The following is a 26504-nucleotide window of genomic DNA, read 5'->3' on the forward strand; positions in this document are numbered from 1 at the left end:
CTACATTATACCATGTTTTGTCTTGATTGATTTCGCTAAAATAAGGGTAACTTAACTCGGGAGGGAATTAAAATGGAAAAAAAGTACGAGGATATTGTCAAAGAACTTATTCATTATGTTGGTGGAGAAGAAAACATTCAAACAGTGACACACTGTGCAACGAGATTAAGACTAGTATTACTAGATAATGACAAGATAGAAATGTCAAATGTTGAAAATCTCAGACTTGCTAAAGGAGCATTTGTTGCGGGTGATCAACTTCAAATTGTTTTTGGAGCTGGACTTGTGAACAGTATTTATCAAGAAGTAGTTGAATTTTTAGGTATGAGTAATACAGAAGTAAAAACTAATGTAAAAGCAAGTTCAAAAACAAAACAAAATCCGTTACAAAAGTTTATTAAATCAATTTCAGATGTGTTTATTGAAATTATGCCATCTATTTTAGCTGCGGCTTTGTTGATGGGATTAACTTCACTATTATCTACAAAAGGATTATTTGGTAGTGAGTCTATTGTAGAAATGGTTCCAGCTATCTCGGGCATTAACAGGATGGTTTCCATTGCTTCTTCAGGGATTTTTGCTTTACTACCAATGATAGTAGCTTACTCTGCTACTAAAAGATTTGGCGGACGTCCCGCATTAGGTTTGGCTATTGGAGCCATTATGATTCATCCGAATCTAGCTGATGCTTTCGGCGTTGCTGGGGGAAGTTCATCTCCAGAGGTCGTGAATGTATTTGGTTTGAGCATTGAGCTAGTTGGTTTTCAAGGCGGGATTATCATTGCTTTAATGATTGGCTACATCGTTGCAAAATTAGATGAGCTATTTAATAAAGTTTTACCCGATATCATAAAATTCGTATTATCGCCCATGTTAACGATCCTTATTTCTTCTTTGCTGTTGTTTACAATTATTGGACCATTCGGAAGAGAATTAGGCAATGGCTTGACGAATGGTTTACTTTGGATGACTGAGCATTTAGGAATTTTAGGATTTATGATCTTTGCTGGGGTACAACAAATTATCGTTATTACAGGGCTGCACCATACATTCGGTGCAATCGAAAGTCAGTTGGTTGCGAATACAGGTAGAGACTTTTTGAATCCTTTAATGTCCGTAGCACTAGTGGCTCAAGGTGGAGCAGTCTTAGGCTATATGCTTTTGCATAGAAAAAATAAAAAAATCCGTGAAATTTCAATTTCTGCATTTACCTCAGTACTGTTCGGTATCTCTGAGCCCGCATTGTTTGGTGTAACTGTAAAATATAAATTCCCGTTGATTGCCGGATGTATCGCTGGGGCTATCAGTGGAGGATACGTTTTTCTCAGTAAGTTAACAGCAGTTGGCTATGGCACAACTGGCTTGCCAGGATTTACTATTGTGGATCCGGCCAACAATGGTTATCTCCATTTCGTCGTTGCTCATTTGATTGCAGTGATTGGTGGTATTACCTTAACATACGCATTTGGCAAAGTGTATGAGAGAAAAAATACAGATGAAAAAGATATAATTTTAGAAGAAAATGTTGCATCAATGATCGAGAAAGAGGCTGAAAAAGAGTTGTCAGTATTTGAGGACTAGGATGATGGAAGAGGTAACAGAGAAGTATTTTAAGTATGAACAAATACCGATTGAAATAAAAGAAGAAATGAAAGAAAAAGTAAGCAGAAGCCCTTTTAGACAAAGCTTTCATGTGGAAGCCCCCTCTGGTTACTTAAATGATCCAAACGGCTTTAGTTTCTACAATGGAAAGATTCATTTGTTTTATCAATGGACTCCTTTTAAATATTCTGAAGCGAATATTTGGTATCAAGGTTGGCACCATCTAGTTTCGGAAGATTTGATTTGTTGGGAGTCACTGGGACCTGGAGTTGAACCGGATACGGATTATGAGACTCACGGATCTTATTCTGGTAGTGGACTTTCTGTGGACGGTGAATTATTACTTTTTTACACAGGAAACACTCGAAACGAGCTTTCACAAAGAATTCCTTATCAAATAATTGCCACGTTGGATACGGAAGGAAAAATCACTAAGCGGGATTTTCCAGAAATTACTGGAGTGCCGGATGGATATACGGATCATTTCAGAGACCCAAAGATTTGGCAGACGGACACCGGAGACTTTTATGCGTTGATTGGGATTCAAAGACAAAATAAAACAGGTGCTGCATTAATGGTTCATTCTTCAAATACTTATAATTGGGAAATACTTAGCGAAGTAAAAACTAATCTGATCGAGTTTGGATATATGTGGGAGTGCCCAGATTATTTTGAATTAGAGGGACAAGGTATCTTCATTTTCTCACCTCAGGGTTTAACGCCAGAGGGACCAAACTATCAGAATATCTATCAAACAGGTTATCTGATTGGAGATAAGTTAAGTAAGGATAATCTATATCTGAATGAAAAGTCATCATTTAAAGAACTAGACCAAGGGTTTGACTTTTACGCTCCTCAATCAACACAGCTGCCTGATGGTCGAAGAATAGTAATCGGCTGGATGGGCTTGCCAGAAAGTGTTTATCCAACAGAAAATTTTGGTTATTGCGGCTGTTTGACTATGCCTCGAGAATTAACATTAGTCGATGGAGACCTAATCCAAAAACCGATTGAAGAAATTAAAAATTACAGAAAAAATCAAAAGGAATTCTCTCAAGCTGACTTATCATCTGGGATTGAAACCGAAGCAGCTTTTGAATTAATGATTCAAACGAATAATTCTTCTAATAGTGATTTTGTATTAGATTTATGCTGCAACAAAGAGTATACCGAATATACTCGCATCGAATACATCTCAGATAAAAAAGAATTGTGGCTAGATCGTAAATTCTCTGGAACGCCGTTTGCAACAGAGTTTGGGACACGAAGACTACTTGCGGAAGATTTAGGAGAAGAAATCCACTTGGATATTTTTATTGATACTAGTTCGATTGAAATATTTATAGATCATGGTAAGACTGTCGCTTCTTCACGTATCTTTCCTACAACAGATTCACGGCATGTATTTTTTGTTGGGAAAGAGGAGACTCTTTGTAAAATCGATTATTGGAATATAGATGTTAAGGAGAATAGATATGCAGTTAATTGAGTTTGACGAACAGGAAAAAGTGTTCCATTTAAAAAACGGGATGGTCAGCTATGTATTTTGTATTGAGGAGTTTGGCGTATTGAGCCATCTCTATTATGGAAAATATATTGATCGATATCGTGGTGGACGAAGTTATCCGAGATTTGAACGTTCTTTTTCAACGAACTTCGCTGAATGCAACGATCGTTATTATTCTAGGGATACTATTCCTCACGAGTTTCCAGGTATCGGAAATGGTGATTTTAGAGTTCCAGCGGTGGAAGTCTTTCAAGAAAATGGCAGCTCTGTGACTAATTTTGTTTATAAGAGCCATAAGATTTATTCCGGTAAATCACTCCTAAAGGGATTACCTGCGACTTATGTAAAGGAAAAGACAGAAGCGGAATCCTTGGATGTTGTATTAGTCGATCAATTAACTGAACTTGAAATTGTATTAAATTATACGATTTATAAAGAACGGGCGGTTATTACTAGATCGGCTAGAATAATCAACAAAGGTAAGACGTCGGTTCGTTTAACAAAATTTTCAAGTGCAAGTTTGGATATCCCTTATGAAAAGCTTGATATGATTGATTTAAATGGCTCTTGGGGACGGGAACGTACAATTACTCGTCAACCTGTATCACCTGGAATAAAAATCTTTGATAGTAAAAGAGGAACTAGCAGTCACCAACAAAATCCTTTTGTTGCTTTAGCATCTCCCGAGGCAACGGAAGAAACGGGTAATGTATATGGATTTTCACTCATTTATAGTGGAAACCATGAAGAAGTCATTGAACAAGATCAATATGGACAAATTCGAGTATGTTTAGGGATTAACCCTTATCACTTCAATTGGGAGCTTGATCCAGGAAAAGAGTTTCAGTCTCCCGAAGCGGTACTTGTTTATTCTGATCAAGGTTTAAATAAGTTTAGTCAGACCTTCCATGATTTGTATCGCGAAAGATTGGCTAGAGGTGAACATCAATATGCGGAACGACCAGTTTTAATCAATAATTGGGAAGCGACTTACTTTAATTTTGATGACAAAAAAATCAAGGATATCATTGATCAATCAGCGCAATTAGGTATAGAGTTATTTGTTTTGGATGATGGATGGTTTGGTTCTCGTTCGGATGATAAAAGAGCCTTGGGTGATTGGGTAGAAAATCGTGATAAACTGGCTGGTGGCTTAAAAGGTTTAAGTGATTATGCACATGGCAAAGGATTAAAATTTGGTCTTTGGTTTGAGCCTGAAATGATTTCTGAAGAAAGTCGATTGTTCGAAGCTCATCCAGACTGGGCATTACAAGTACCAGATAGAGAACGAACATTGAGTAGAAATCAAATGGTTTTAGATTTTAGTAGAGATGATGTTAGAGAACATATACAGAAAAAAATTTCTGATATCTTGGACAACGTAGAAATAGATTATGTTAAATGGGATATGAATCGTTATTTAACAGAAGCCTATTCAACAGGTTTATCTGAGCAATTACAAGGAGAGGTATATCATCGTTATATACTTGGTGTATATCAAATGATGGATTACTTGACTTCAACTTATTCAAACACCCTATTTGAAGGCTGTTCAGGTGGCGGCGGACGATTTGATCCGGGAATATTACACTATATGCCGCAAAGTTGGACCAGTGATAATACAGATGCAGTTGCAAGATTAGAGATTCAATATGGGACAAGTTTGGTTTATCCTCCATCAAGTATGGGCTCTCATGTATCAGCAGTGCCAAATCATCAAACAGGAAGAATAACTAGTTTAGAAATGCGTGGTGCAGTTGCAATTTCTGGAGTTTTCGGCTATGAGTTGGACCCTGAGCAATTATCAGATGAAGAAAAGAATTTGGTCAAAGAGCAAATTCATTTTTACAAAAAATATCGTAAGCTTATCCAATACGGTGATTTTTATCGGATTCGCAGTCCTTTTGAATCCAATGAAACAATTTGGCAATTTGTTTCAAAAGATAAAAAAGAATCATTGTTGTTTTATTTTAAAGTATTGGCTGAAGCTGCCCCTAAATTGGATATCGTTAAGTGTTTAGGTCTTCAGAATGATTATGTTTATAGTATGGATGATGCTGAACAATATTCAGGGTATGAACTTCAAAACAGCGGCTTCTATTTATTCCCATTTTTAAAAGGCGATTTCCAAAGTAAAATAGTTCATCTTAAAAAGGTGAATGAGTAGTAGATTTCAACTATTAAAACTTTTCACGATTAAAAACAGGTAAATTGATTGAGAATTCTCGATTAATTTCCTGTTTTCTATTCTTTTATTGGGTAATAAGTTCTTATGGTATCATTAATCAATAAGGAGTCCATATGAAAAAAAATCAAGATATCAGTATTCTATCAGTCTCGTTCATTACGGGAGTCGCTACATTATTGACAGCGGCAATTCCTAACTTGACCTTATATTTTGAAGACTATAGTTTAGGTATGATTGAAAGCCTAGTCACAGTGCCAAGCGTGGGAGCTATGATAACAATCATATTGAACAATTATTTTTCAAAAAAATTAGGTATTAAAAGAGTTTTAGAAATTGGAATTTTAATAGCTATTGTAGCGGGAACATTACCTTTGTTTGTCGATTACCTACCAATTATTTACGCATCAAGGTTTGTCCTTGGATTAGGGATAGGCTTATATTCTCCACATGCTATTTCATTAATTGCACTTTTCTATACAGCACAAAAAAAATCAACATTTCTTGGTTTACAGGTCGGAATAACAGCTGCTGGAAATGCTCTTTTTCTTCTTTTAGCTAGTCTTATTGTACGTTATCAATGGCAACTAATATATGGCCTGTATTTTTTATTAGTTCCAGTTCTATTGATGATTATTAAATTTGTACCATCCATTGAAAATTTAAAAGAATCTAAAGATAGGACGAAGAAAACACTATCCAAAAATATACTCTTTTATTTATTTCTTTGTTTAGTGACGTTTATTATTATTTATGGTGTTCAATTAAAAATTCCTACGTTATTTACAGAGCTCTCTAACGGAAATACTGCTATAGGCGGTACGGTCTTAAGTATAATGAATTTAGCAGGTCTTTTCGCAGGGATCGCCTTTGGGCAATTGATCAAAAAAATAAGCAACTGGGTTTTCGTATTAGGATATACGGGTGCAGCATTAATGGTTTTTGTAATGACTTTCTCAAATGTGGTTTGGCTGTCAATTGTATCAGCAATTTTATTCAACTTTGTTTATTCTTTTACTGGACCATTTATCGTTTTAAAATTAAACTCACTAGCTGATAGTAGTCAAGTTGTTACTGTAAATTCCATGTTTACCTTAATCATTATTGGTAGTCAATTTATAGCCCCAATTATATGGAATACACTAGGTAGTATTGTAAATGGTGCAACAAAGGAAATATTAATGATAATTGCATTCACACTGGTTATTCTTAGTATTTTCACCACCTATTTAACGGTGAAGACAAAATCCACTTAAGAAATTATTTATTAATAGAAAATCAAAGTCTATTATTTATGAATCAATATGACGTTATAAAGAGAGTACTCGAAAGAAAATTTTTTTGGGATTAGAGGTGGTGGGGCAATGAAATCCTATTTAGAAATTCCAAGTTTTAATGGTGAGTTGGCTTTTCGAACATTTATGAATGATGGAATGGCCATTGCTTATCCTCATTTCCACAAAGAGATAGAGATCATTTATTGTTCAAAAGGTAGGGTAAACATAGGAGTTGGCAATGATGTATTATTGCTAGATGAGGGTGAGATTATCATTTTTTCTAGTGGACAGCCTCATTATTGTTTGTCATCTCCCGACAGTGAACGATATGTGTTTCAATTTGATTTACAAATTTTTGATGAAACAATTCTTAAAGAAGAACTTTCTTTGCGAGAGTTATTTGAGTATAGAGAACTGCATAGTAGATATTGGTCTGAAGAGTTAAAAAATCTTTCGAAAGAACTTCTGCTTGATCTGTATAATGTAAATTCAAATTGTGAGGTTGGGAAAAATTATATGATTTTAGGGGATCTGTATAAGTTTATTGCCAATCTCTATAGCCTGCTACCTCTAAAAAGCGAAAAAAAATCTACAGGATATGGGTCAATTCGTTATAAGGACACTTTAGAATATGTTAACAAAGCATTGGAATACGTAAAAGAAAATTACAATGAACCACTCACTCTTGAAGAAGTTGCTCGACATACAGGCTTTAGTTCATATTACTTTACCCGATTTTTCAAAAAAAATACTGGAAAAACCTTTATTCAGTTTTTGAATGAGTTTCGTGTGAGCCAAGCTAAATTTATACTTGCAAGTGAAAAAATTCCAATAACTGAAGTAGCCGAGCGTTCTGGTTTTTCCAATATAAAAACTTTTCACCACGTTTTCAAAAAATCAGTGGGTTGTTCACCGTTACAATATCAAAAACAATTTGATCAATAAGCCGAGTAAGGATAAAAACTTATTCGGTTTTTTCTTTTTAAAAAAGTAGTGTCCAGTTAAGAAGACAAAATTTCAGACTTATTGCGAAAGAATCGGGAAGAAAAGCGAATAATTTTCCAATAAGATTAGTATAAATAATAAAATTGTTGGAGGAAAATACTATGGAAAAACTAAAACTTGGAATCGTGGGTTGCGGAGGTATTGCTCTAGCAAAACACTTACCAGCCTTGATCCAAATTGAAGAGATCGAAATTATTGCTTTTTGTGACGTTATCAAGGAACGGGCTATTGAAGCAAAGGATGAATTCGGTAGTATCGGTGCGAAAATATTTACTGATTATAAACAGTTTCTTCTGGAGGACTTAGATGTTGTTCATGTATGTACTCCTAATATTTCTCATGCCGAAATCAGTATTGCAGCAATGGAAGCAAATTGTCATGTAATGTGTGAAAAACCTATGGCTAAAGCATATGAAGAAGGCAAGGCCATGGTTGAAGTTGCAAAGAGAACTGGAAAAAAATTAACTATTGGTTATCAAAATCGATTCAGGACCGATGCAAAATATCTTCATGACATCTGTCAGGAAAATGCGTTAGGTGATATATATTTTGCAAAAGCACATGCAATTCGCAGACGAGCTGTTCCGACCTGGGGAGTCTTTCTTGATGAGGAAGCCCAGGGAGGAGGACCATTAATTGATATTGGAACTCATGCATTAGATTTGACTCTTTGGATGATGGATAATTATAAGCCAAAGTATGTTACAGGAAATGCCTATCATCAATTATCCGCAACAAAAAATGCTGCCAATGCTTGGGGAGCGTGGGATCCAGATAAATTTACTGTAGAAGATTCAGCTTTCGGATTTATAACTATGGAAAATGGCGCGACAATTTTTTTGGAATCAAGTTGGGCATTGAATAGTCTAGACATTAAGGAAGCAAAAACTACTCTTTGCGGTTCTAAAGGAGGAGCCGACATGAATGAAGGACTAATTGTTAATGGTGAGGATCATGGATTGCTTTATGACAAAACGATCGAATTAGAAACTGGTGGTGTTGATTTTTATGATGGAGCGGGAAACTCACCGGCAATTTTAGAAGCTCGATCATGGATCGATGCGATTTTAAATGATGTTGAGCCTGTCGTTCGACCAGAAGAGGCTCTTGTAGTGACTCAAATTTTAGAAGCTATATATCAGTCTTCAGAAAAAAAAGAACCAGTATTTTTAAATTAGGGGGGAAAGGCTTGATTAAAGTAACCGTTTGGAATGAGTTTAGACATGAAAAGAAAGACAAAAAAGTACAAGAAGTGTACCCACAAGGAATTCATAAGGTATTAGCAGACTTTTTATCAAAAGATGGTTTTAGTGTTAAAACAGCAACTTTAGATGATGAGGAACATGGCTTAACTGTAGAGACACTACTTGAAACAGATGTGCTAATTTGGTGGGGACATATCGCTCATGAGGAAGTAACCGATGAAATTGTTGATAGAGTCCACCAAAGAGTTTTAGAAGGAATGGGTTTAATTGTTCTTCACTCTGGTCATTTTTCCAAAATATTTAAAAAATTAATGGGAACTTCCTGTGATTTAAAATGGCGAGAAGATGGCAAACACAGCCGAATGTGGGTTGTAAAACCTAGTCACCCCATTGTTGAAGGAATTGGCGAAACAATCGAATTAGATCAGGAAGAAATGTATGGTGAGCATTTTGATATTCCGGCTCCTGACGAATTAGTCTTAATCAGTTGGTATCTTGGAGGAGAGGTCTTTCGCAGTGGATGTACTTTTTATCGTGGAATGGGAAAAATATTTTACTTTCAGCCGGGACATGAGACGTATCCCAGTTACTATAATGAAAAAGTACAAAAAGTAATTTCTAATAGTGTTTATTGGGCTAATTCAAAAAATAATTTGAATCCAATTTATGGTCACGCAACAGCAGTTGAAGATAATGAAAATCGGAGGGTTGAAAAATGAAATTAGGTGTTTTTACTCCATTATTTAATCAAATGGACTTTGATAATATGATTGAAGTAGTGTCTAAACATGGGCTTCAAACGGTGGAAATTGGTACAGGCGGATCACCGGGAAACGCTCATCTAGATATTGATAAATTATTGAACAATAGCGAAGCTCGTAAAGAATATTTAACAAAATTAGAAAATAAAGGATTGAGTATCTCTGCATTAAGTTGCCACAATAATCCGATTTCTCCTATTGAAAAAGAAGCATCAGAAGCTGATGAATTACTTAAAAAAACTATCAAGTTAGCTGAAAAAATGAACGTTTCAGTAGTTAATGGGTTTTCAGGTGTTTCTGGAGGAAATGCTAATGATACACAAGTCAATTGGCCGGTGCTACCTTGGCCAACAGAATACTCGGACAACTATAATTTTCAATGGGAGAAAAAGCTAATCCCATATTGGAAAGAAATTAATCATATCTCAGAAAACTCCGGTGTAAAAATTGGGATCGAACTTCATGGAGGTTTCTTATGTCATACTCCGTTCACTATGTTGAAGCTAAGAGAGGCAACAGGTCCATCAATTGGGTGTAATTTGGATCCAAGTCATTTATGGTGGCAAGGAATTGATCCTATTGCGGCAATCAAGATTTTGGGTGAAGAAAAAGCGATTCATCATTTCCACGCAAAGGATACTTATTTGGATCAGGATAATATCAATATGTACGGTCTGACCGATATGCAACCATATGAAAAAGTAAAGAGTCGTGCGTGGACATTTCGTTCTGTTGGTTGTGGTCATGACTTAAAAACATGGTCGGACATGGTATCTATGCTGCGTTTATATGGTTATGATCACGCTTTGAGTATTGAACATGAAGATCCGTTGATGTCAATTGAAGAAGGTTTGACAAGAGCGGTAACTAATTTGAAAAGTATTTTGATTAAGGAACAACCTGCGGATATGTGGTGGGCTTAAGGAGGACATTATGAGACCAATCAATTTTGCTGTAGTTGGTTATGGCGGTATGGGGAGTTATCACGTTAAGAAGATCATGTCAAAAGAATCAGAACGAATCAACGTCATTGGAACATATGATATTTCAGAGAGTCAAAACATCTTATCAAAAAAAGATGGTTATATTGTATTTGATTCGTTTCAATCAATCCTTGATGACAGTAATGTAGAAGCAGTTTTGATTGCCACACCCAATGATACTCATAAGAATTTAGTTATTCAAGCTTTGGAATCAGGTAAACATGTAGTTTGTGAGAAACCCGTGACTCTTAATACAGTTGAGTTTGATGATATTCTAGCAGTTGCAGAAAAATCTGGAAAAAAATTTATAGTTCATCATAATAGGCGATGGGACCCAGATTTTCTAATCATTCAAGAATTGTATCAAAACAATCAACTAGGAGACATTTTTCAAATCGAGTCCCGGGTTCAAGGAGCGAACGGGATACCAGGAGACTGGCGTCATTTGAAAAAGCACGGTGGAGGAATGGTATTAGATTGGGGTGTTCATCTATTTGATCAATTATTGTATCTTATCGATAGCCCGATTAAAAAAATAACCACTGACTTAAGTTTTATTTTAGGGGATGAGGTTGATGATGGCTTTTCATGTGCTATTCAATTTGAAAATGGTGTTCGTACAGTAATTGAAGTAGGAACAACAAATTATACAAAGCTACCACGGTGGTATATAAAAGGGACTAAAGGAACTGCTAAAATTGATGATTGGGATCTTTCAGGAGAAATGATTGTTGCGTCAGAATTACAACCTTCAACCTCTCCTAAACCCATTCAAGCAGGAGTAGGATTAACAAAGACTATGGCTCCACCATCTGAGGAAGCAACATCTAAAATAGAATTTCCAATTATCAACAAAGATATATCATTCTATCAAAATTTTTATGATGTTGTTCGTAATCAATCAGAACCAATCGTAAAAAATGAGGAAGTTCGCAAGGTAATGAAATTGATTGACTTCATCCTTTTTGGAGAAAAAAATATAAAAGAAGCAGAAGCCGCATATTTATTTTAAATAAGATAATTACGAGTAAACTCTGTAGAGGACGTGAACATGAAAACTCAAAAAGAACGTATGATTCAAGGTGAAATGTATATGCCAAACGACGACGAGCTTAGACTGTTAAATTTCAAAAATAGAACTTTAATATCTGAATACAATTCAACGACAGTTACTCAAAAAAGTAGAAGAAAGGAAATTCTCAAAAATTTACTTGGAAAAACAGGAGAGAGTTTTCATTTTGAACCACCGTTTCATTGTGATTATGGTGAAAATATTGTTATTGGCGAAAATTTTTATGCAAATTTTGATTGTATCATGTTAGATGTTGCGCCTATCACGATCGGTGAAAATGTTTTATTAGGACCTAGAGTTAGTTTTTATACCCCAGGACATCCGATAGATCATGAAATCAGAAATAGCGGTTTAGAATTTGCTACAGCTATCAATGTTGGCAATAATGTATGGATTGGCGGGAGTACCGTCATTAATCCAGGAGTGACCATTGGCAACAATGTTGTTATCGGTTCTGGTTCTGTAGTAACAAAAGATATTCCAGATAATGTTGTTGCTGCAGGAGTTCCGTGCAAAGTACTACGGGAAATTACTGCCAGCGATACAAAGTACTGGAAGGAAAAAAAGAAAGCATATGAAAGGGATATAGAACTATAAAAAAGTCGGCTCTCCATTGAAATTAAGCGTTAAAAATTTGAATATTGAATTTTTTTCTATTTGACATAGACTACACTCCATACTGTAGCATTAGGTTAAGAAAGGGGTTTAGCTTAATGTCGTATTCAAACATTGGAGAAGTCGCAAAAATTACGGAGCTTACTATAGATACTTTGCGATACTATGAGAAAGAAGAACTTATCTCAATCGAGCGTGGATCGAATAAAATCAGGAAGTATTCTCATACTGATATAGAGTCGATCAAGTTCATTAAGTGTCTAAAATCTATGGGAATGGAAATCAAAGAAATCAAGAGGTTTGTTGATCTGGAGCAGCAGGGTGATTCTACTCTAGCTGAGAGAATTGAGATATTAGAGAATCAGATTCGAATGATCAATCAGAGAATGAATAACCTCAGAAAGTACATCCAGACATTAAAAACTTCATAAAAAAAGTTCTTGAAATCACAATGATTTCAAGAACTTTTTTTTATGGTTTTTGATTGCTTGAAGAATTATCTGAATAATTAAATAATCCATCACTCAATTCAAAAGTAAATGTTTCTCTGTTGATGTGACCAACTGTTTTGTCACTGTCATATAAATCAAGTAAGAAGTGTGCCATTTGATCACTAGAGTGATAGGTTTCGAAAGCTTTGTCATAATCATAGGACTCAAGATCATTTGCAACTTTTCCGAATTCGGTCTTCGTCGCTGCAGGGGCTAAAACTTTTGCTCTCATTTTAGCGCCAGTATCCATTAACTCACGTGCAAGACCTTCAGTAAAAGAACTAACGAAGAACTTGGTTCCGCAATACGTGATCGCTGTTGGAACAATGGTGTATCCACCAGCAGACGAAACGTTGATTAATTGAGTTCCGGTTACATTTTGATATTTCTCAACAAAGAGCATTGAAAGAATTGTCAAAGCTTCAACGTTTAAGCGAATCATCTTAACTGTCTTTTGAATATCTTGTTCTGCTAATTGGCTGTAATAGCCAAAGCCAGCATTATTGATCCACGTTTCGATTTCAAAATCGTTTAAATCATCAAATAGCTGATATAAATTTTTCTCGATCGATAAGTCGATGCTTTTGACAATGATATCTAGTTCGGGATGAATCGCAATAATTTCATTTTTTAATTCGAGTAATTTTTCTTTTCTTCTAGCGATCAAGATAAGATTCTTTTCTCTCTCGGCAAATGCTTTTGCTGTGGCATAACCAATTCCAGAGCTGGCACCAGTAATGACTACATATTTCGACTTCTTCATAATAAACCTCCTTGGGATAGTAAACCCATCATAGTATATGGACTGTACTCTATGTCAATCAAAATCTATGTTACAGATTAAAATAAGTATAAACAACTAGCGTTATGCATGTATATACAAAATTCAATATACACAATCACTTTGTAAAATAGAAATGGAACCTCTAAAATAGAGGTTCCATTTATTTATGCTGATTCTAAATGCTGATCAGAATCCCTGTTTTTATGCTGTTCTTCTAACTTATTGTTGTAGATATCAATCTTATTATAAAGATACTTTATATGTTCAGAGACTTCTTTTTGCTTCATGAATAAAATATCAGCTTGTCGATAAAGTAATTCTAATCGTTTATCAATTGTTCTATCACCTTGATAGCGAAGTTCAGCGTAATACTTTATATCTTTTAGTTTCATACCAGTCATTTTTAGTTTTTTTATAAAATCAATCCAACCAATATCACATTCTTCGAAAACACGCCTATTATTAGCATCTCTTCTCGGAATAATCAATCCTTCTCTTTCATAAAAACGAATCGTATCAATAGATAAATCCGTTATTTTTGAAAATTCACCAATACCATATTCCATGTTTGAAATTCCCCCTTGACATTGAGTACACTCCAGCATTTATCATATATTAACATAACGAGAAGGGAGGTTCAACCATGGACCAAGAAAAATACGATTTAGGGTTTGATACTCTAAATAAATTGAATCCAGGCACTAGTGAAAAGGTAAAAAATGGGTTAAGTGAGATCGCTCCTGACGTTGCCGACTACATTATAAATTTTGCGTTTGGCGATATTTATAATCGACCACATCTAGACCTGAAGCAAAGACAAGTTGTGACATTAACCGCGCTATTAACACAAGGAGACACAGATCATCAGCTTTTTACTCATATCAAAGGAGCTAGAAACTTTGGTTGGGAAGAGGATGAGATTATCGAAATGTTTATTCAAACTCTTCCTTATGTTGGTTTTCCCAGAGTATTGAATGCGATCGAAACAGCCAAAAGGGCATTCAAAAATAGTTAATCATTTTTGCATATCAAAAGCTAATGATATGTACCGAAAAATAACAAAAACGATTGTTATACCCACTATTTTAAATTAGAAGGTGAAAAATGAATATTAACACAAAGATAATCCATGGTTACCCCATGATTGATGAGAAAACTGGGGCATCATCTATTCCCAAAATACAAGCTTCTACATTTCATCAGAAAGATTTATCTGCAACACAGAAGTACACCTACTCACGATTCGGAAATCCAACCGTTGAAGCAATGGAGCAGGCAGTGGCTGCTTTGGAAAATGGCGAGTTCGGGATTGCGTTTTCGTCTGGTGTTGCTGCAATCAGTTCAGTATTGCTTCTTCTATCAGCGAGAGATCACATCGTTCTTTGCCAGAACATCTATGGTGGTACTTATCAGATTGTTGTGAATTTACTAGATAGTTTCAATATTGAATACACGTTTGTTGAAGAGATGCCGGCTTCAAATTGGGAGGAAGTGATAAAAGAAAATACCAAAATGATTTACATGGAAACTCCTTCGAATCCAACTTTGAAGATTACAGATATTCAGGCCGTTTCAGCAATCGCAAAAGAAAAGGACATTATTACCGTTTGTGATAATACCTTTATGACTCCTTATTATCAGAATCCTTTGGATCTTGGGGTAGATATCGTGATCCATAGTGGAACAAAATTTTTAAATGGTCATAGTGATGTCGTCGCGGGAATAGTTGTTACGAACGATGTCATTCAAAATCAAAGAATCGTCAATCAACGAACTATTTTGGGCGGTATTCTCGGGGTAGAAGATGCTTGGTTATTGATGAGAGGGATAAAAACACTCGGGGTTCGTATGGAACGATCCGAGTATAACGCTTTGCTTATTTCTAGTGTATTAAATAGAAACGATAATGTGAAAAAAGTTTATCATCCTTCGCTGAATAGTCACTATGGAAGAAAAACTCATACGAGACAAGCCAGAGGATTTGGAAGTGTTCTGAGTTTTGAGTTGGAAAATGTAGCAGCGGTTGAGAACTTTCTTCAAAAAGTTACGATTCCTTTAGTTGGTGTAAGTTTGGGAGGAGTTGAGACAATCTTGTCTTACCCTTGGTCAATGTCCCACGGGGGAATGACTGAAGAAGAAAAAATGACCCGTCAAGTAACACCAGAACTTATTCGACTATCAGTAGGTATTGAGGATGTCGCTGATTTAATCATGGATCTTGAACAAGCGTTGCAATAGAAGATTTCCGTGGGAAGGGGGAATCATTGCTGTGATGGTTTATCGTCCTCCACCATTTTGTTCACGAAAACAACCAAGATAAAAAGGTGGAGGAGAAAAAATGAGTAATACACTAAATACAGTTTTAGAACAAGAAGAAAGTTATTTGTTAGTTTATAAAAATAGTGAGAAAGAGGTTACTGAATCAACTGACAAGAAAGAAATTGAATTCAGTTCCCTGAGAGAATTGGAGCTATTGAAATTAGCTTTAGGTGATACTGTTGATCGTATTTATATTGGAACGAACGGTGAAATAGCGAATAGCGCGTTGAATGAGGCTTCATGGAATTACCGAAACCCACAAGAAATGTATGATATCTCTACAAAGATTCCCATTCCCAAAATAGTGATTGATGAGATTAAGGACAGTAATAAACCAATTGGTAAAGAGATGGTTCACAAGAAAAACCCTGAGAACGTCCTTATATCTGAACCTAAAAATCATGGGAATGTTTGGTACTTTAAAGGTTTTTCGGATATTGCTGAATTAAACTCGGATCACCTTTCAGATCACGTCGATGGAATCAAATTATTCGAGGCCTTCCGTCAAGCAACATTGGCATCTCTTCATTTAAATGGACTACAACATAATGGAGTAGTTGCACTGACAAATTTCAAAATTGACTATATCAGTTATGTTGAGCTTGATGAGCCCTATATCATCCAAGCGATTCCTGCTTGTGAGAAGGATGGCGGGGCAATGTTTTGTGTCTTTAATATTATTCAAGGAGATAAAGTTGTTACTAAAGGATTTCTTGGCGCCTATACCTTCCGTTCGAAAGAGATTTATTTAGAAAAAAGAAGAAAATAGTCTTCTTTAGGAGAGAAAAAGAGTGGAAAGAAAAAGTAAATTTAAACTAGCTGCGTTTGACATGGATGGCACGACGTTAAATAGTCAACATCAGCTTAGTGAACAAACAATTGAATCTATCAATAAGTTTTCTGAAAATAATATAAAGATCGTTTTTGCGACTGGTCGGATGGAATCGGCAGTGGAGAAACATCTTGAACATATAAATTCAGACGGGTTAGTCATTACCCATAATGGTGGCTTGATTAAAAACTTAAAAACAGGAGAAGTTTTATCAAAAAGAACTGTACCAAAAACTATCGTTGATGAGGTGTTTTCTTTTAGTCAAGAAAATGGAGCGCTTCTGCACATTAACTACGAAAATCAAGTTTATATCCTCAGAGAACACGTTCTTAGTACAACATACGCAAAAGAACTAGGAATTGATCTATCCATTTTTCCAAAATCTTTCAGTGTCACGGAAGAACCACTTTCGTTACTGCTGATTGATGAGAAAGAAAAGCTAGAAGAGTATTTAGACATGATGAAAATTCACTATCATGATCAATTTGATTATGTACTCATTCCTTGGATCAAAAATAAATGGATGCTGCAGTTTCTTGCTCCGGATACTTCTAAAGGACAAGCGGTCATTGAACTGTCACGGATACTTGGAATCGATCCGGATTCGGAAGTCATCAGTTTTGGGGATAGTTATAACGATCTTGAAATGATCGCAGGAACTTATTTCGGGGTGGCGATGGATAATGCCTGTAAAGAATTGAAGGACGTTGCCAAGTATGTCACTAAAAGCAATGATGATGATGGCGTTTCTTTTGTTCTGGAACAATTAGTAATGAATGAAGAAAGATTTTTATGTAACTTTTAAAAGATAAGGAGAATCGTCTATGCCGTTTTTTACCATTACAACTTCTTTACCTCTTAATAAAGAAGAGAAAGAAAAAATCAGTCTAACGATCACAAAATTGACTGTTAGTGAATTAAAAGTCGCTCCTGATAAGGTGCAAGTCTTAGTACAAACAGGGGATAAAGAGAATTTTGCAAGATCAGGTGTGTCACCAACAAGTTCAACTTTCAGCAGCGATAGCAGAAAAGTGGATGGATTATTTGAGGCTAGTTATTTTAGCGGAACCGTCAGTGAGGAGGACTTGATATTAGTCGAATTGGATATCTGGCGTAATTTTTCCGTTAACGAAAAATCTATTTTAGGATATAAAATCACTGATTTTTTTAAAAAAGAATATCATGTGTCTGGTGACAATGTTCTTATTTTAATAAGAGATATGGACCCATCGAATTGGATTCAAAATGGTGTGTCGGGAATTGATGAAGAATTTTTGGACAGAAGCAGAAATAGATAAAAAATTATATCCATATGTTGTGGAGCAATATAAGGAAAAAACCGATTAGGAGAATGAAAAATGAAATTAGTTAAAAATGAAGCCCCTTATTTAGTCGTGACCGAATTTGAATTTTTACCAAACAGAAGTGAAGGAATTGTAGAAATTTGGAACAATAGTGAAGCGAAAAAAATCCTTCCAGAGTCTGTTCTTTATCAAGCGATTCAAAAGAATACCTTGGTTTTACTTTACAAAATCAATCAGTTTAACGATGCTCAGGATTTCATCGAAAGTGAAGCGTTTCTTCAGTTTGTTGATGACATTTCAGAATACCTGGATAGTGATCTTCATCAGGAAATTGTTGCCTTAGTGAAACAAGTTGCGCCGCGTGAAAACTTGCTGCCAACTAGTTCATTTATGCAATTACGCCACATTGAAGTGCCATTGTCTGGTATTGAAGAATACTTGGATTGGCGTGAAAGAACCATTTTCGATTTTGTTGGTCGAAATGAGAAAGTGAAGTCTTTTGTTGCATTCCACAGCTTACTATCATCCACACCTGGAGTTCTATTCGTTACTGAGTTTGAAGGTGATCCTGATGAGTATCGAAACAGCTTCTTGACTCCTGAATATCAGAAAATTATCAAAGAAGCCGGACATGACCATATCAAAGACGGACTAAATACATTTGAATACCGTAAAGTAGGTTAACTATTTTGCATCTTAATCTCAGAATTTGGGATTAAGATGCATTATTCAAGATGGGAGAATGAATCGATGTCAATAGTACAAATATATGGATGGAAAGGTATTTCATCTGAAAATAAGAAAGCATGGATCAGGGAGTGTACCTCCGTCATATCAGAAAGCTTTCAAGAACCGCTTGATGAGATCACCGTATTCATCAATGAGATTCCTAGTGAAAATTGGGGTCAGGCAGGTGCCGTTGGAACGGATGACGATTGGTTAGAGAAATCTCGTGTTAAGACATTGGAGGATAATGATTATGCCCGTAATTAAAGTGGAGCTTATGAGCAAAAGCACGAAAGAGCAAAAAGAGAAATTGATCTTTGATCTGACGAAAAAAACCTATGATCTACTAAACATTCCACCTGAAAAAATATCTGTCGTCATCCAAGAAGTAGGGAATGAGTCATGGGGAAGAGGTGGGTTTACAAGAAACCATCCTGATTTTGACACGTTGAGTCGCAAGCATCAGATGTGAAATGGAGGATACCATGAATAGAAAAGTAGTAATAACCAGTGCCGTGCGAACACCAATCGGTTCGATGGGAGGATCATTGAGCGACACTCCTGTGACTGATCTTGGTAGTCATGTCATTAGAGGGGCGATTGATAAAAGTAATATCACTCCTGACCTAGTGGATGAAGTTTTTATGGGCTGTGTCTTTCAAGCTGGACAAGGGCAAAATGTGGCGCGACAAGCAGCGATGAAAGCAGGAGTTCCCTTTCATAAACCAGCAACTACGATTAATGTACTTTGTGGTTCAGGATTGCAGACGGTGAATATGGCAGCGAAATTTATTGCCGCAGGCCATTCAGAGATCATTGTTGCTGGTGGGATGGAAAATATGTCTGCAAGTCCTTATCTTCTACCAAAAGCTAGATATGGTTACAGGCTTGGTTCTGGAGAAATAGTTGATTCCATGATCAAGGATGGATTAGAAGATGCCTTCAATGATTATCACATGGGTGTAACGGCAGAAAATATTGCAGAAAAATGGGAATTGAGTAGGGAAGAACTCGATCAGTTCGTGTTCACCAGTCAATCGAATGCAGTAAGGGCGATTGAAGAAAAAAAGTTCGTTGAGGAAATTCTTCCTTTTGAAATTAAAACAAAAAGAGCAAATCACTTATTTAGTGAGGATGAGAGTATTAGGAAAGATACTACGTTGGAAAAATTAGGAAAATTGCGTCCAGTCTTTATGAAAGATGGAAAAGTCACCGCAGGAAACTCTTCAGGAATCAGCGATGGAGCTGCTGCAGTCCTTTTGATGAGTGAGGAAAAGGCAATCGAGATGGATATCCCTATTTTGGCTTATTGGGAAGCTGGTGAGTTAGCGGGAGTAGAGCCTTCAATTATGGGAATCGGTCCTGTAGATTCTACGAGAAAAGTTTTATCGAAAACAGGTTTAACGATTGATGATATTGAACTTGTAGAATTGAATGAAGCCTTCGCCGCACAGTCGATCGCAGTAATCAGGGAGCTTGGTTTGAGGCAAGAGCTTGTCAATGTAAATGGTGGAGCAATTGCTTTAGGCCATCCTCTTGGCGCCTCTGGTTGCCGAATCCTCGTGTCGTTGATCCATGAAATGATTCGAAGGGACACTAGAATTGGATTGGCCGCATTATGTGTTGGTGGAGGAATGGGATGCTCTACCATTATCCGTAGAGACTAATAGTCAAATTTTTTAGAAAGTGATGATTCTTTGAATTGTCACTTTCTATTTTTTTGTCTAAGAGGGTTTCATTTTTATAGCTTAGAAGTTTGTTTATTTATAACTAAAAAGAAAGGATAGCCAATGAATGCAGAAAAAGAAATAGAAGTTATTTATGAATTAATGCAGGGAATCATTGCTGAAAGAAGGGAGCTTAGTCAACAATATTATGATTTGAAATACCGATTAGATAATTTGCGAAAAGATACTAATATTGATGCCCTCATACCGCCTTCCGCAACAAAAGCGATCCATAAAAAGAATCCAGAAACCTTATTGGTAAAAGTAAACTACCCATCACACACAAAGAAAAATAATCGAGTGGCTTTTGAACGAGTCGCAGGATATGTTAGGGAAATTTTGAAGGCTTCACCAGTTCCAATTAGTGCGAAAGAAATTTATGAAAAGCTGATCCATGATTACGATTTAAACATTCAATATAAAAATTTCAGGAATAATATTCTTCCAAGAATAAACGAATCAAGCAACTTTTCCATAGAAAAGGCTTATCGAGGATACTGGCAATATAAGAGGGGGAACGTATAGATGCAAGATGAAAATGCCATGAATGCCATGTTTGTCCGCTATATTCAAAAAGCAATGATCAATGAAAAGCTTAATTATATTCGTGATGGTAAGAAAAAAGGGATTGATATAATCCATGACGAAAACTTGCTGAATAACGTTCAGTATCAAAATGTTGAATTAATGGAAACAATACCTAAAGGAAGTTACAGCAATCTAGAGGACTATATTGAGGATGATAATCTTTCAAACGCTATTTCTAAATTAACAGCTAGACAAAAGCTGATCATATATAAACGATATGTAGAAGGGTGGAAAGATCCGTCGATCGCAAAAGAGCTTGGTATTAGCAGTCAAGCGGTATCAAAGCAACGTCGAAAAGCCATAAAGAAATTAGAAAAATTTTTGACCATCGGCCCATAAGTTCGAACAATCAAAAAAGAGCTCCCCCAGAATTAGTTCTGTAAAAACTAATTCTGGAGGAGTGAAAAATATGGAAAACTATGTCAATCTAGTCCCAATGTTAGTAAAAGCTCAGCAAGGCGATGAAGAGTCAATGGAAAAACTTTTAGAGCAATTTAGAAACCTGTTGCTAAAGCTCTCTAAGAATTCCTATGGTTTTATTGATGAAGATTGTTACCAAATACTCGCGGAACGCTTCATTAAAGCAGTTCGTCAATTTGAACTGATTCCACCATGCTAATGCTTTAGATCATTGGTGTAAGATTCAGTGAGTTGCTGCTCATTGAATCTTTTTAACTGTGACATAGTTATCCGTATTATTACATATAAAGGAGCAGAGTAAAAAGATTTCTTATATCCATATGTTGTGGAGCAATACACGAATTAAGAGAATTTTTTATACTCTGCAAAAGCATGATAGGAAAACCAACAAAAAAACAGTATTGGTATCCTACCAATACTGTTGCTTAGCCTTAATAAACAGGAGACGAAAACTCCTGTGATTTTTAATCAATTAAAATTACAGAGAAAACTAGAGAAAAAAGCACTAGATATTTCTCTTGAAATTGAGTAAAATAATCTATGTCAATGTCGTACATTGACTAAGGGCAACTTGATTGGTCAGGTTCATTGACTTAATCAGGGCTTGGTGATCTAGTTGGCGCTAGAAACCAAGTGCCTTTTTTTATTTAGTTATTCCTACCATGTGCCTACTATTTTAAAGAATAATTGTCATTTAGTCAATTGGAAAAATGCAGATAAAGTTAAAAAGATTTCCTCGAAAACCCTTGACCTTGAGCATACTCAAGGCGGTATGATTCAATAATGATCACTAATTTATGTGGTCTGTTGGTTTGCTGCTAAAGGACTTTTTTAGGAGGTTTTATTTATGTCCAAAAGAAAATTAACTGAAGCTGAAATAGATCAATTACGAATTGAAATTGAGTTGAAAAGACTATACTATGGATCGTTTGTTTCGAATGTATTGAATGCAAGACAAGCCGAAAAGATGGCTCAGTGCGAAAGAGATAATGAATATAAAAAAACGGAGTTCAAAAAATAAAATAAGGACTTAAGGAAATTGTTAAAATATACATAATGTATTTTTGGAGATTTTAAAGTAGAGGGTTTTAAATATTCTCTTTAAAAAACAACGGATTGTTTATTATTTGAACAATCCGTTTGCTTTTTTTCTCTGGACTTGCATTGCGAGTTCAATGATAGAAATCGAGGACCATAGGAATCTTTAGAATCTCTTCTTGAGTTCTTACAGATTGCAAATATTTTCTAATGAGAAAAATAGTAGATATCCCTTATGGAGTAATCTATTATTTCAATTTATACGATAGATAGGAAACATGTGATATAATTCTATTGGTTAATAAAAAAAATTAATTATTGGAGTTATATGATTATGAACGGAAAAAAATCTGGAAAAGTAGAAAACCAGTTAAAAATAATTGACTTGCTGAGAACGGAGGGACCTTTATCTCGCAAAGTAATTGCTGATAAATTAATTCTTACTCGTGCAAGTATCACACAGCTTACTACAGAGTTATTAAAGATGGATATTTTACTTGAGATTGGAGAGATGGAGGAAAAAGAAAATCGGGCAGGAAGAAAGGAAATACTTATTGATTTAAATAATTCTCATTGGCATCTACTTGGTCTTGACATAGAAGCCGACATGATAAGTATTGGTATTTCTACAATCGATGGACATACTATTGGAAGCACATCATATCCGTTTGATACTTTGCGATCGGATCAATTTGTTTTGAAAGAGTTTCTAGATTCAATAGAAGAAAATATTAATAAACTGCTTAATTCTCTAACAATATCTATGGAGAGTTTTCTTGCTTGCGGGGTTGCGATGGTTGGAAGAAAGAGCTATTACGAGCATAATCATTTGGAAATACCGCCTATTTTGAAAGATAGAAAAAAGCTTAAAAAATTTCTTCAAGTTACATTTGATATTGAAGTCTATTTAGAGAATAATGTCAGAGCTTTAGCGATGGCTGAATCATTATATTATCCATTTGCAGAAATCAATTCTTTTCTATATGTAAAAATTGGACCGGGATTAGGTAGCGCAATCGTATTTTCAGATCATCTATATCGAGGAGTTCACGGGCAAGCTGGAGAGATTGGTCGATCAATAGTGAGTGGATTTTATTCAAATTTACAGAATTCAAAGCAAGTAACTCTAGAAGAAATTATCTCTTTGGACTTCATCATTGAGGAAATTCGACCGTATTGGAATGAGTTTCAGCTACCATATTTATTTGACTTAGTAAATGGGGATATAAAAAAGCTGACAATGCCTGGTATCTATCAAGCTTTGTTGTATAAGGAAATAATCATTGAAAAATTATTTAAACAAAAAATGAGAATACTAGCGCATCGCCTTTATGATTATAAAAATCTACTGGATTTAGAAAAAATATACCTTTTCTTTTCGACTAATGTTGCAACGATTCTCTATACTTACCTAGAGAATGAGCTGAAATTGATATCTGAAGAGTTACCAACAGTTACACAAAAAAGTTCAATTAGTAATAATGAATCTTATTTGGCCGGATATGCAGTTGCATATATTGAAGGCATGAAAAACCTATATGAGTTTAATTAACAGTTTTTTGTAGTGATAATTTATTCAAAGGAAAGTATGGTTTTTAAATCCTACTTTCTTTTTTACATATCTTTATCAGTTTGGCACATACATATTTTTTGAAACCAAATTGCCTCCCAAAAAAAATTATTTAAATTGGCGCTCATTTAGCTTAAAATATAATTGACCTCTAATTTTATTTTAATTATGGATTTAGTCCATTTTGAAAAATGGAGAGCTTGTTATCTGAAAGTATTTTTGAAGGGTGATTGTATATGGACGTAGATAAAAATGAACAAACCGATTTTTTTTCTGAGATTTCGGAATATCAGATAAATGCGCGTGAGTTTTTTAGCACCACTCTCTTAGAATACTTAGAGAAAAATTTTGGGTGGGATAGGGTGCTCATTTCTTATTACGATACAGAAGGTAGATTTCTGTCGTGGACTAATTGGGAGGGCCAGTCAGTAAATGATAAGGACCATCCTTATCGCACATTTGTTGAGGAGGATAAGATAAAGCAACAGGTCTTCAATGAAGCTATAAAAGATCATCTTACTTATTTTGATGTTACTCCCAGATTATATAAATCAACCGATGTTCTTGGATTAGATGGGTATCAAGAGTCATCATATGTTCGCTTTATCGAAAAAAACTTTGAGCAGCATTATAGTGTAACAATGGCTTTTGGCATTAACGCCTATATTCAAGTCATTTTCTTCAAAAATTCAGCAGAAGGTGATTTCACTAAGCAAGAAATCAAGGAACTAAGAGGTATCTATGTTTATTTAGCTAACTCATATAAGAATTTTAAAAAATATGAACAATCTAAAATAATACAAACGATTCAAAATAAAATTATTGTATCGGGGGAGAAGGCGTATTTAATCACCGACGATTTTACCAATGTAATGAGTTACAGTCAGGCAGCAATTGATTATCTGAAGGATATTCTGGGCTCCACAGCGATTGATCAAATCAGTGACACAGAACCTTGTAGTTGGCTTCCTTTTTTGTTGGGAGAGGAAAAACCAAATAGTTCCACGGCTGTTAGAACAAGAATTGTTCATAATTTAGTTTTTAAAATTTACAATTATGATCAGACATACTCGAATGGTATTATCGACAGGTATCATTGGATAACTATCTCGAAAAAAGAGGAACAGAATTTTTCTAAAGAATTAAATGATAATTTACCATTAACCAAGACTGAATTTAAAATAGCTGAATTATTGTGTAAGGGACTAACTTATAAGGACATTGCCAATAAATTAGTGATCAGTTATCATACGGTTAAGAAACATGTACAAAATATATACTGCAAATGCAAAGTAAATAGTAGATATGAGTTGTCACAACTATTTGATAGTAAAAAATAAGTTACCATTATCCGATTGCATAAAAGCCTAGACAAATGTCTAAGGCTTTTTTTCATGAAAATGATTCTATAATTACCATTTATATAGGGAACATTCCTTATAGATAAATAATACGAAAACCCGATATATCGTTAACTATGACTTTGTTAAAATGTGAACATAAAAGCGCTTCACTAAATAATGGAGGAAGGTAATGTGTTGTCTAAACAGGGTATTGTCTTTAATATACAACGTTTTACTCTTCACGATGGTCCTGGATTACGGACGGAAATTTTTTTGAAAGGCTGTCCGATGAGATGTGATTGGTGTGGAAATCCAGAAAGCTGGTCCACCCAAATCGAGGTTGGTGTTTACAAGAAAAAGTGTATTTCAAAAAATAAGTGCGGTCTATGTCTGCTGACTGAAAATGATGAAAATTCCCTCACCTTTCAAAAAGGAAAGTTAGCCTCAATCGATTCAAAAATTTGTAAAAATTGTACTGCGCTTGCTAATGCCTGTCCTTCAGATGCGATTAAGCAATGGGGCGAAGAAATGTCCGTTGATGAGTGTATGCATATTATTCGGAAGGATAAAGAGTATTATGAACGTTCCAGCGGTGGCGTTACTGTTTCTGGTGGGGAAGCATTATTGCAAAGTGATTTTGTTGCCGAGCTATTTTTCGAATGCAAAAAAGAAAATATTCAAACTTGTTTTGAGACTACGTTCTATTCAAATTGGCGAAACGTAGAGATGCTTCTCCCAGACACCGATATATGGATATCAGATATCAAACATATGGATACTAAGATTCACCGGAAACGTACAGGAGTAGGCAATGAATTAATCTTAAAAAATTTGATCAAATTAACTGAACTTGATAGGGAGCTGATTTTGAGAATCCCAGTGATCCCGGAATTTAATGATGATATGGATAATATTGAAGCTACAGCTGATTTTATTTTAAATAAATTGAATGGGCGCGTAAGGACACTCCAATTACTTAGTTTCATGCGTTTAGGAGTAGAAAAGTATGAGGCATTGGGGATACCTTATGCTATGGATGGATTGAAGGTCAATAGGAAGTCTTTTCAAAAGAAAGTGGAAAAGATTGCTGAATATATGAATAGTAGGGGAATTCACTGTGTAGTAGGAACTAAAGAGAAACAATAATTAT

At 35.3% G+C, this 26504-nt stretch carries 29 protein-coding genes; 27 read left to right on the plus strand and 2 right to left on the minus strand.

Annotated features, from left to right (window positions below; genetic code table 11):
• The first annotated feature begins 72 nt into the window (after window positions 1-72).
• The 11 genes from I592_RS06320 (at window position 73) to I592_RS06370 (ending at window position 12643) form a co-directional block, all read left to right on the plus strand.
• The gene (locus I592_RS06320) at window positions 73-1581 is read left to right on the plus strand and encodes a PTS transporter subunit EIIC (RefSeq protein WP_010781045.1); all 1509 of its coding nucleotides are present in this window, start codon (window positions 73-75) and stop codon (window positions 1579-1581) included.
• A gap of 1 nt (window position 1582) precedes the next feature.
• Complete coding sequence (locus tag I592_RS06325; protein WP_010781044.1) at window positions 1583-3091, plus strand: glycoside hydrolase family 32 protein; 1509 nt, start codon at window positions 1583-1585, stop codon at window positions 3089-3091.
• Window positions 3078-5276: an alpha-galactosidase gene (locus I592_RS06330; protein ID WP_010781043.1), complete on the plus strand. Its 2199-nt coding sequence runs from the start codon at window positions 3078-3080 to the stop codon at window positions 5274-5276. The genes I592_RS06325 and I592_RS06330 overlap by 14 nt, the downstream gene beginning before the upstream one ends.
• A gap of 134 nt (window positions 5277-5410) precedes the next feature.
• Window positions 5411-6550: an MFS transporter gene (locus I592_RS06335; protein WP_010781042.1), complete on the plus strand. Its 1140-nt coding sequence runs from the start codon at window positions 5411-5413 to the stop codon at window positions 6548-6550.
• Window positions 6551-6658: 108 nt separating this feature from the next.
• Window positions 6659-7516 (plus strand): AraC family transcriptional regulator, encoded by an 858-nt coding sequence (locus I592_RS06340; RefSeq protein ID WP_010781041.1) that lies wholly within the window; start codon window positions 6659-6661, stop codon window positions 7514-7516.
• Between the two features lie 161 nt (window positions 7517-7677).
• Entirely contained in the window at window positions 7678-8754 is a 1077-nt protein-coding gene (locus tag I592_RS06345; protein ID WP_010781040.1) for a Gfo/Idh/MocA family protein, read from the plus strand.
• A gap of 11 nt (window positions 8755-8765) precedes the next feature.
• Entirely contained in the window at window positions 8766-9500 is a 735-nt protein-coding gene (locus I592_RS06350) for a ThuA domain-containing protein (RefSeq protein WP_010781039.1), read from the plus strand.
• Window positions 9497-10465, plus strand: a complete 969-nt coding sequence (locus I592_RS06355; RefSeq protein WP_010781038.1) for a sugar phosphate isomerase/epimerase family protein — start codon at window positions 9497-9499, stop codon at window positions 10463-10465. Before I592_RS06350 ends, I592_RS06355 begins: the two co-directional genes overlap by 4 nt.
• 10 nt (window positions 10466-10475) lie before the next feature.
• The gene (locus tag I592_RS06360; RefSeq protein ID WP_010781037.1) at window positions 10476-11537 is read left to right on the plus strand and encodes a Gfo/Idh/MocA family protein; all 1062 of its coding nucleotides are present in this window, start codon (window positions 10476-10478) and stop codon (window positions 11535-11537) included.
• A gap of 39 nt (window positions 11538-11576) precedes the next feature.
• A complete protein-coding gene (locus tag I592_RS06365) occupies window positions 11577-12194 on the plus strand; it encodes a sugar O-acetyltransferase (RefSeq protein ID WP_010781036.1) in 618 nt (205 codons plus the stop codon).
• 116 nt (window positions 12195-12310) lie between these two features.
• Entirely contained in the window at window positions 12311-12643 is a 333-nt protein-coding gene (locus I592_RS06370; RefSeq protein WP_010781035.1) for a MerR family transcriptional regulator, read from the plus strand.
• A 40-nt stretch (window positions 12644-12683) separates the two neighbouring features.
• On the opposite strand, the gene I592_RS06375 is transcribed toward I592_RS06370, so the two are convergent.
• Together I592_RS06375 and I592_RS06380 are read right to left on the minus strand one after the other, a co-directional pair.
• Window positions 12684-13469, minus strand: a complete 786-nt coding sequence (locus I592_RS06375; protein ID WP_371191119.1) for an SDR family NAD(P)-dependent oxidoreductase — start codon at window positions 13467-13469, stop codon at window positions 12684-12686.
• A gap of 182 nt (window positions 13470-13651) precedes the next feature.
• Window positions 13652-14053 (minus strand): MerR family transcriptional regulator, encoded by a 402-nt coding sequence (locus tag I592_RS06380; RefSeq protein ID WP_010781033.1) that lies wholly within the window; start codon window positions 14051-14053, stop codon window positions 13652-13654.
• 77 nt (window positions 14054-14130) lie between these two features.
• Here I592_RS06380 and I592_RS06385 point away from each other — a divergent pair, with 77 nt between their 5' ends.
• From I592_RS06385 to hpfH, 16 genes are all read left to right on the plus strand, one after another.
• Window positions 14131-14502: a carboxymuconolactone decarboxylase family protein gene (locus I592_RS06385; RefSeq protein WP_010781032.1), complete on the plus strand. Its 372-nt coding sequence runs from the start codon at window positions 14131-14133 to the stop codon at window positions 14500-14502.
• 89 nt (window positions 14503-14591) lie between these two features.
• Window positions 14592-15725, plus strand: coding sequence for a trans-sulfuration enzyme family protein (locus I592_RS06390; RefSeq protein WP_010781031.1), 1134 nt, complete (start codon window positions 14592-14594; stop codon window positions 15723-15725).
• 100 nt (window positions 15726-15825) lie between these two features.
• A complete protein-coding gene (locus tag I592_RS20700; protein ID WP_010781030.1) occupies window positions 15826-16575 on the plus strand; it encodes an AfsA-related hotdog domain-containing protein in 750 nt (249 codons plus the stop codon).
• Between the two features lie 22 nt (window positions 16576-16597).
• Window positions 16598-17443: a Cof-type HAD-IIB family hydrolase gene (locus tag I592_RS06400; RefSeq protein ID WP_010781029.1), complete on the plus strand. Its 846-nt coding sequence runs from the start codon at window positions 16598-16600 to the stop codon at window positions 17441-17443.
• A 19-nt stretch (window positions 17444-17462) separates the two neighbouring features.
• Entirely contained in the window at window positions 17463-17936 is a 474-nt protein-coding gene (locus tag I592_RS06405; protein ID WP_010781028.1) for a tautomerase family protein, read from the plus strand.
• 60 nt (window positions 17937-17996) lie between these two features.
• Window positions 17997-18626 carry a hypothetical protein gene (locus I592_RS20705; protein ID WP_010781027.1) on the plus strand — a complete coding sequence of 210 codons (630 nt, stop codon included), beginning with the start codon at window positions 17997-17999 and terminating at the stop codon, window positions 18624-18626.
• Window positions 18627-18692: 66 nt separating this feature from the next.
• Complete coding sequence (locus I592_RS06415) at window positions 18693-18935, plus strand: tautomerase family protein (RefSeq protein WP_010781026.1); 243 nt, start codon at window positions 18693-18695, stop codon at window positions 18933-18935.
• Window positions 18922-19140, plus strand: a complete 219-nt coding sequence (locus tag I592_RS06420) for a tautomerase family protein (protein ID WP_010781025.1) — start codon at window positions 18922-18924, stop codon at window positions 19138-19140. Before I592_RS06415 ends, I592_RS06420 begins: the two co-directional genes overlap by 14 nt.
• 13 nt (window positions 19141-19153) lie before the next feature.
• Entirely contained in the window at window positions 19154-20335 is a 1182-nt protein-coding gene (locus I592_RS06425) for an acetyl-CoA C-acetyltransferase (RefSeq protein ID WP_010781024.1), read from the plus strand.
• A 123-nt stretch (window positions 20336-20458) separates the two neighbouring features.
• Complete coding sequence (locus I592_RS06430; protein WP_010781023.1) at window positions 20459-20920, plus strand: hypothetical protein; 462 nt, start codon at window positions 20459-20461, stop codon at window positions 20918-20920.
• The gene (locus I592_RS06435; protein ID WP_010781022.1) at window positions 20921-21322 is read left to right on the plus strand and encodes a sigma-70 family RNA polymerase sigma factor; all 402 of its coding nucleotides are present in this window, start codon (window positions 20921-20923) and stop codon (window positions 21320-21322) included.
• 70 nt (window positions 21323-21392) lie between these two features.
• Window positions 21393-21602, plus strand: coding sequence for a helix-turn-helix domain-containing protein (locus tag I592_RS06440; protein ID WP_010781021.1), 210 nt, complete (start codon window positions 21393-21395; stop codon window positions 21600-21602).
• Window positions 21603-22250: 648 nt separating this feature from the next.
• A complete protein-coding gene (locus tag I592_RS21380; RefSeq protein ID WP_010781020.1) occupies window positions 22251-22424 on the plus strand; it encodes a hypothetical protein in 174 nt (57 codons plus the stop codon).
• Between the two features lie 351 nt (window positions 22425-22775).
• Window positions 22776-23993: an ROK family transcriptional regulator gene (locus I592_RS06445; RefSeq protein WP_010781019.1), complete on the plus strand. Its 1218-nt coding sequence runs from the start codon at window positions 22776-22778 to the stop codon at window positions 23991-23993.
• A 254-nt stretch (window positions 23994-24247) separates the two neighbouring features.
• Entirely contained in the window at window positions 24248-25351 is a 1104-nt protein-coding gene (locus tag I592_RS06450) for a response regulator transcription factor (RefSeq protein WP_010781018.1), read from the plus strand.
• 198 nt (window positions 25352-25549) lie between these two features.
• Window positions 25550-26500, plus strand: coding sequence for a (2S)-3-sulfopropanediol dehydratase activating enzyme (hpfH, locus tag I592_RS06455; RefSeq protein ID WP_044926483.1), 951 nt, complete (start codon window positions 25550-25552; stop codon window positions 26498-26500).
• Window positions 26501-26504 lie beyond the last annotated feature (4 nt).

The organism is Enterococcus gilvus ATCC BAA-350 (genome assembly GCF_000407545.1).
Lineage (GTDB): Bacteria > Bacillota > Bacilli > Lactobacillales > Enterococcaceae > Enterococcus_A > Enterococcus_A gilvus.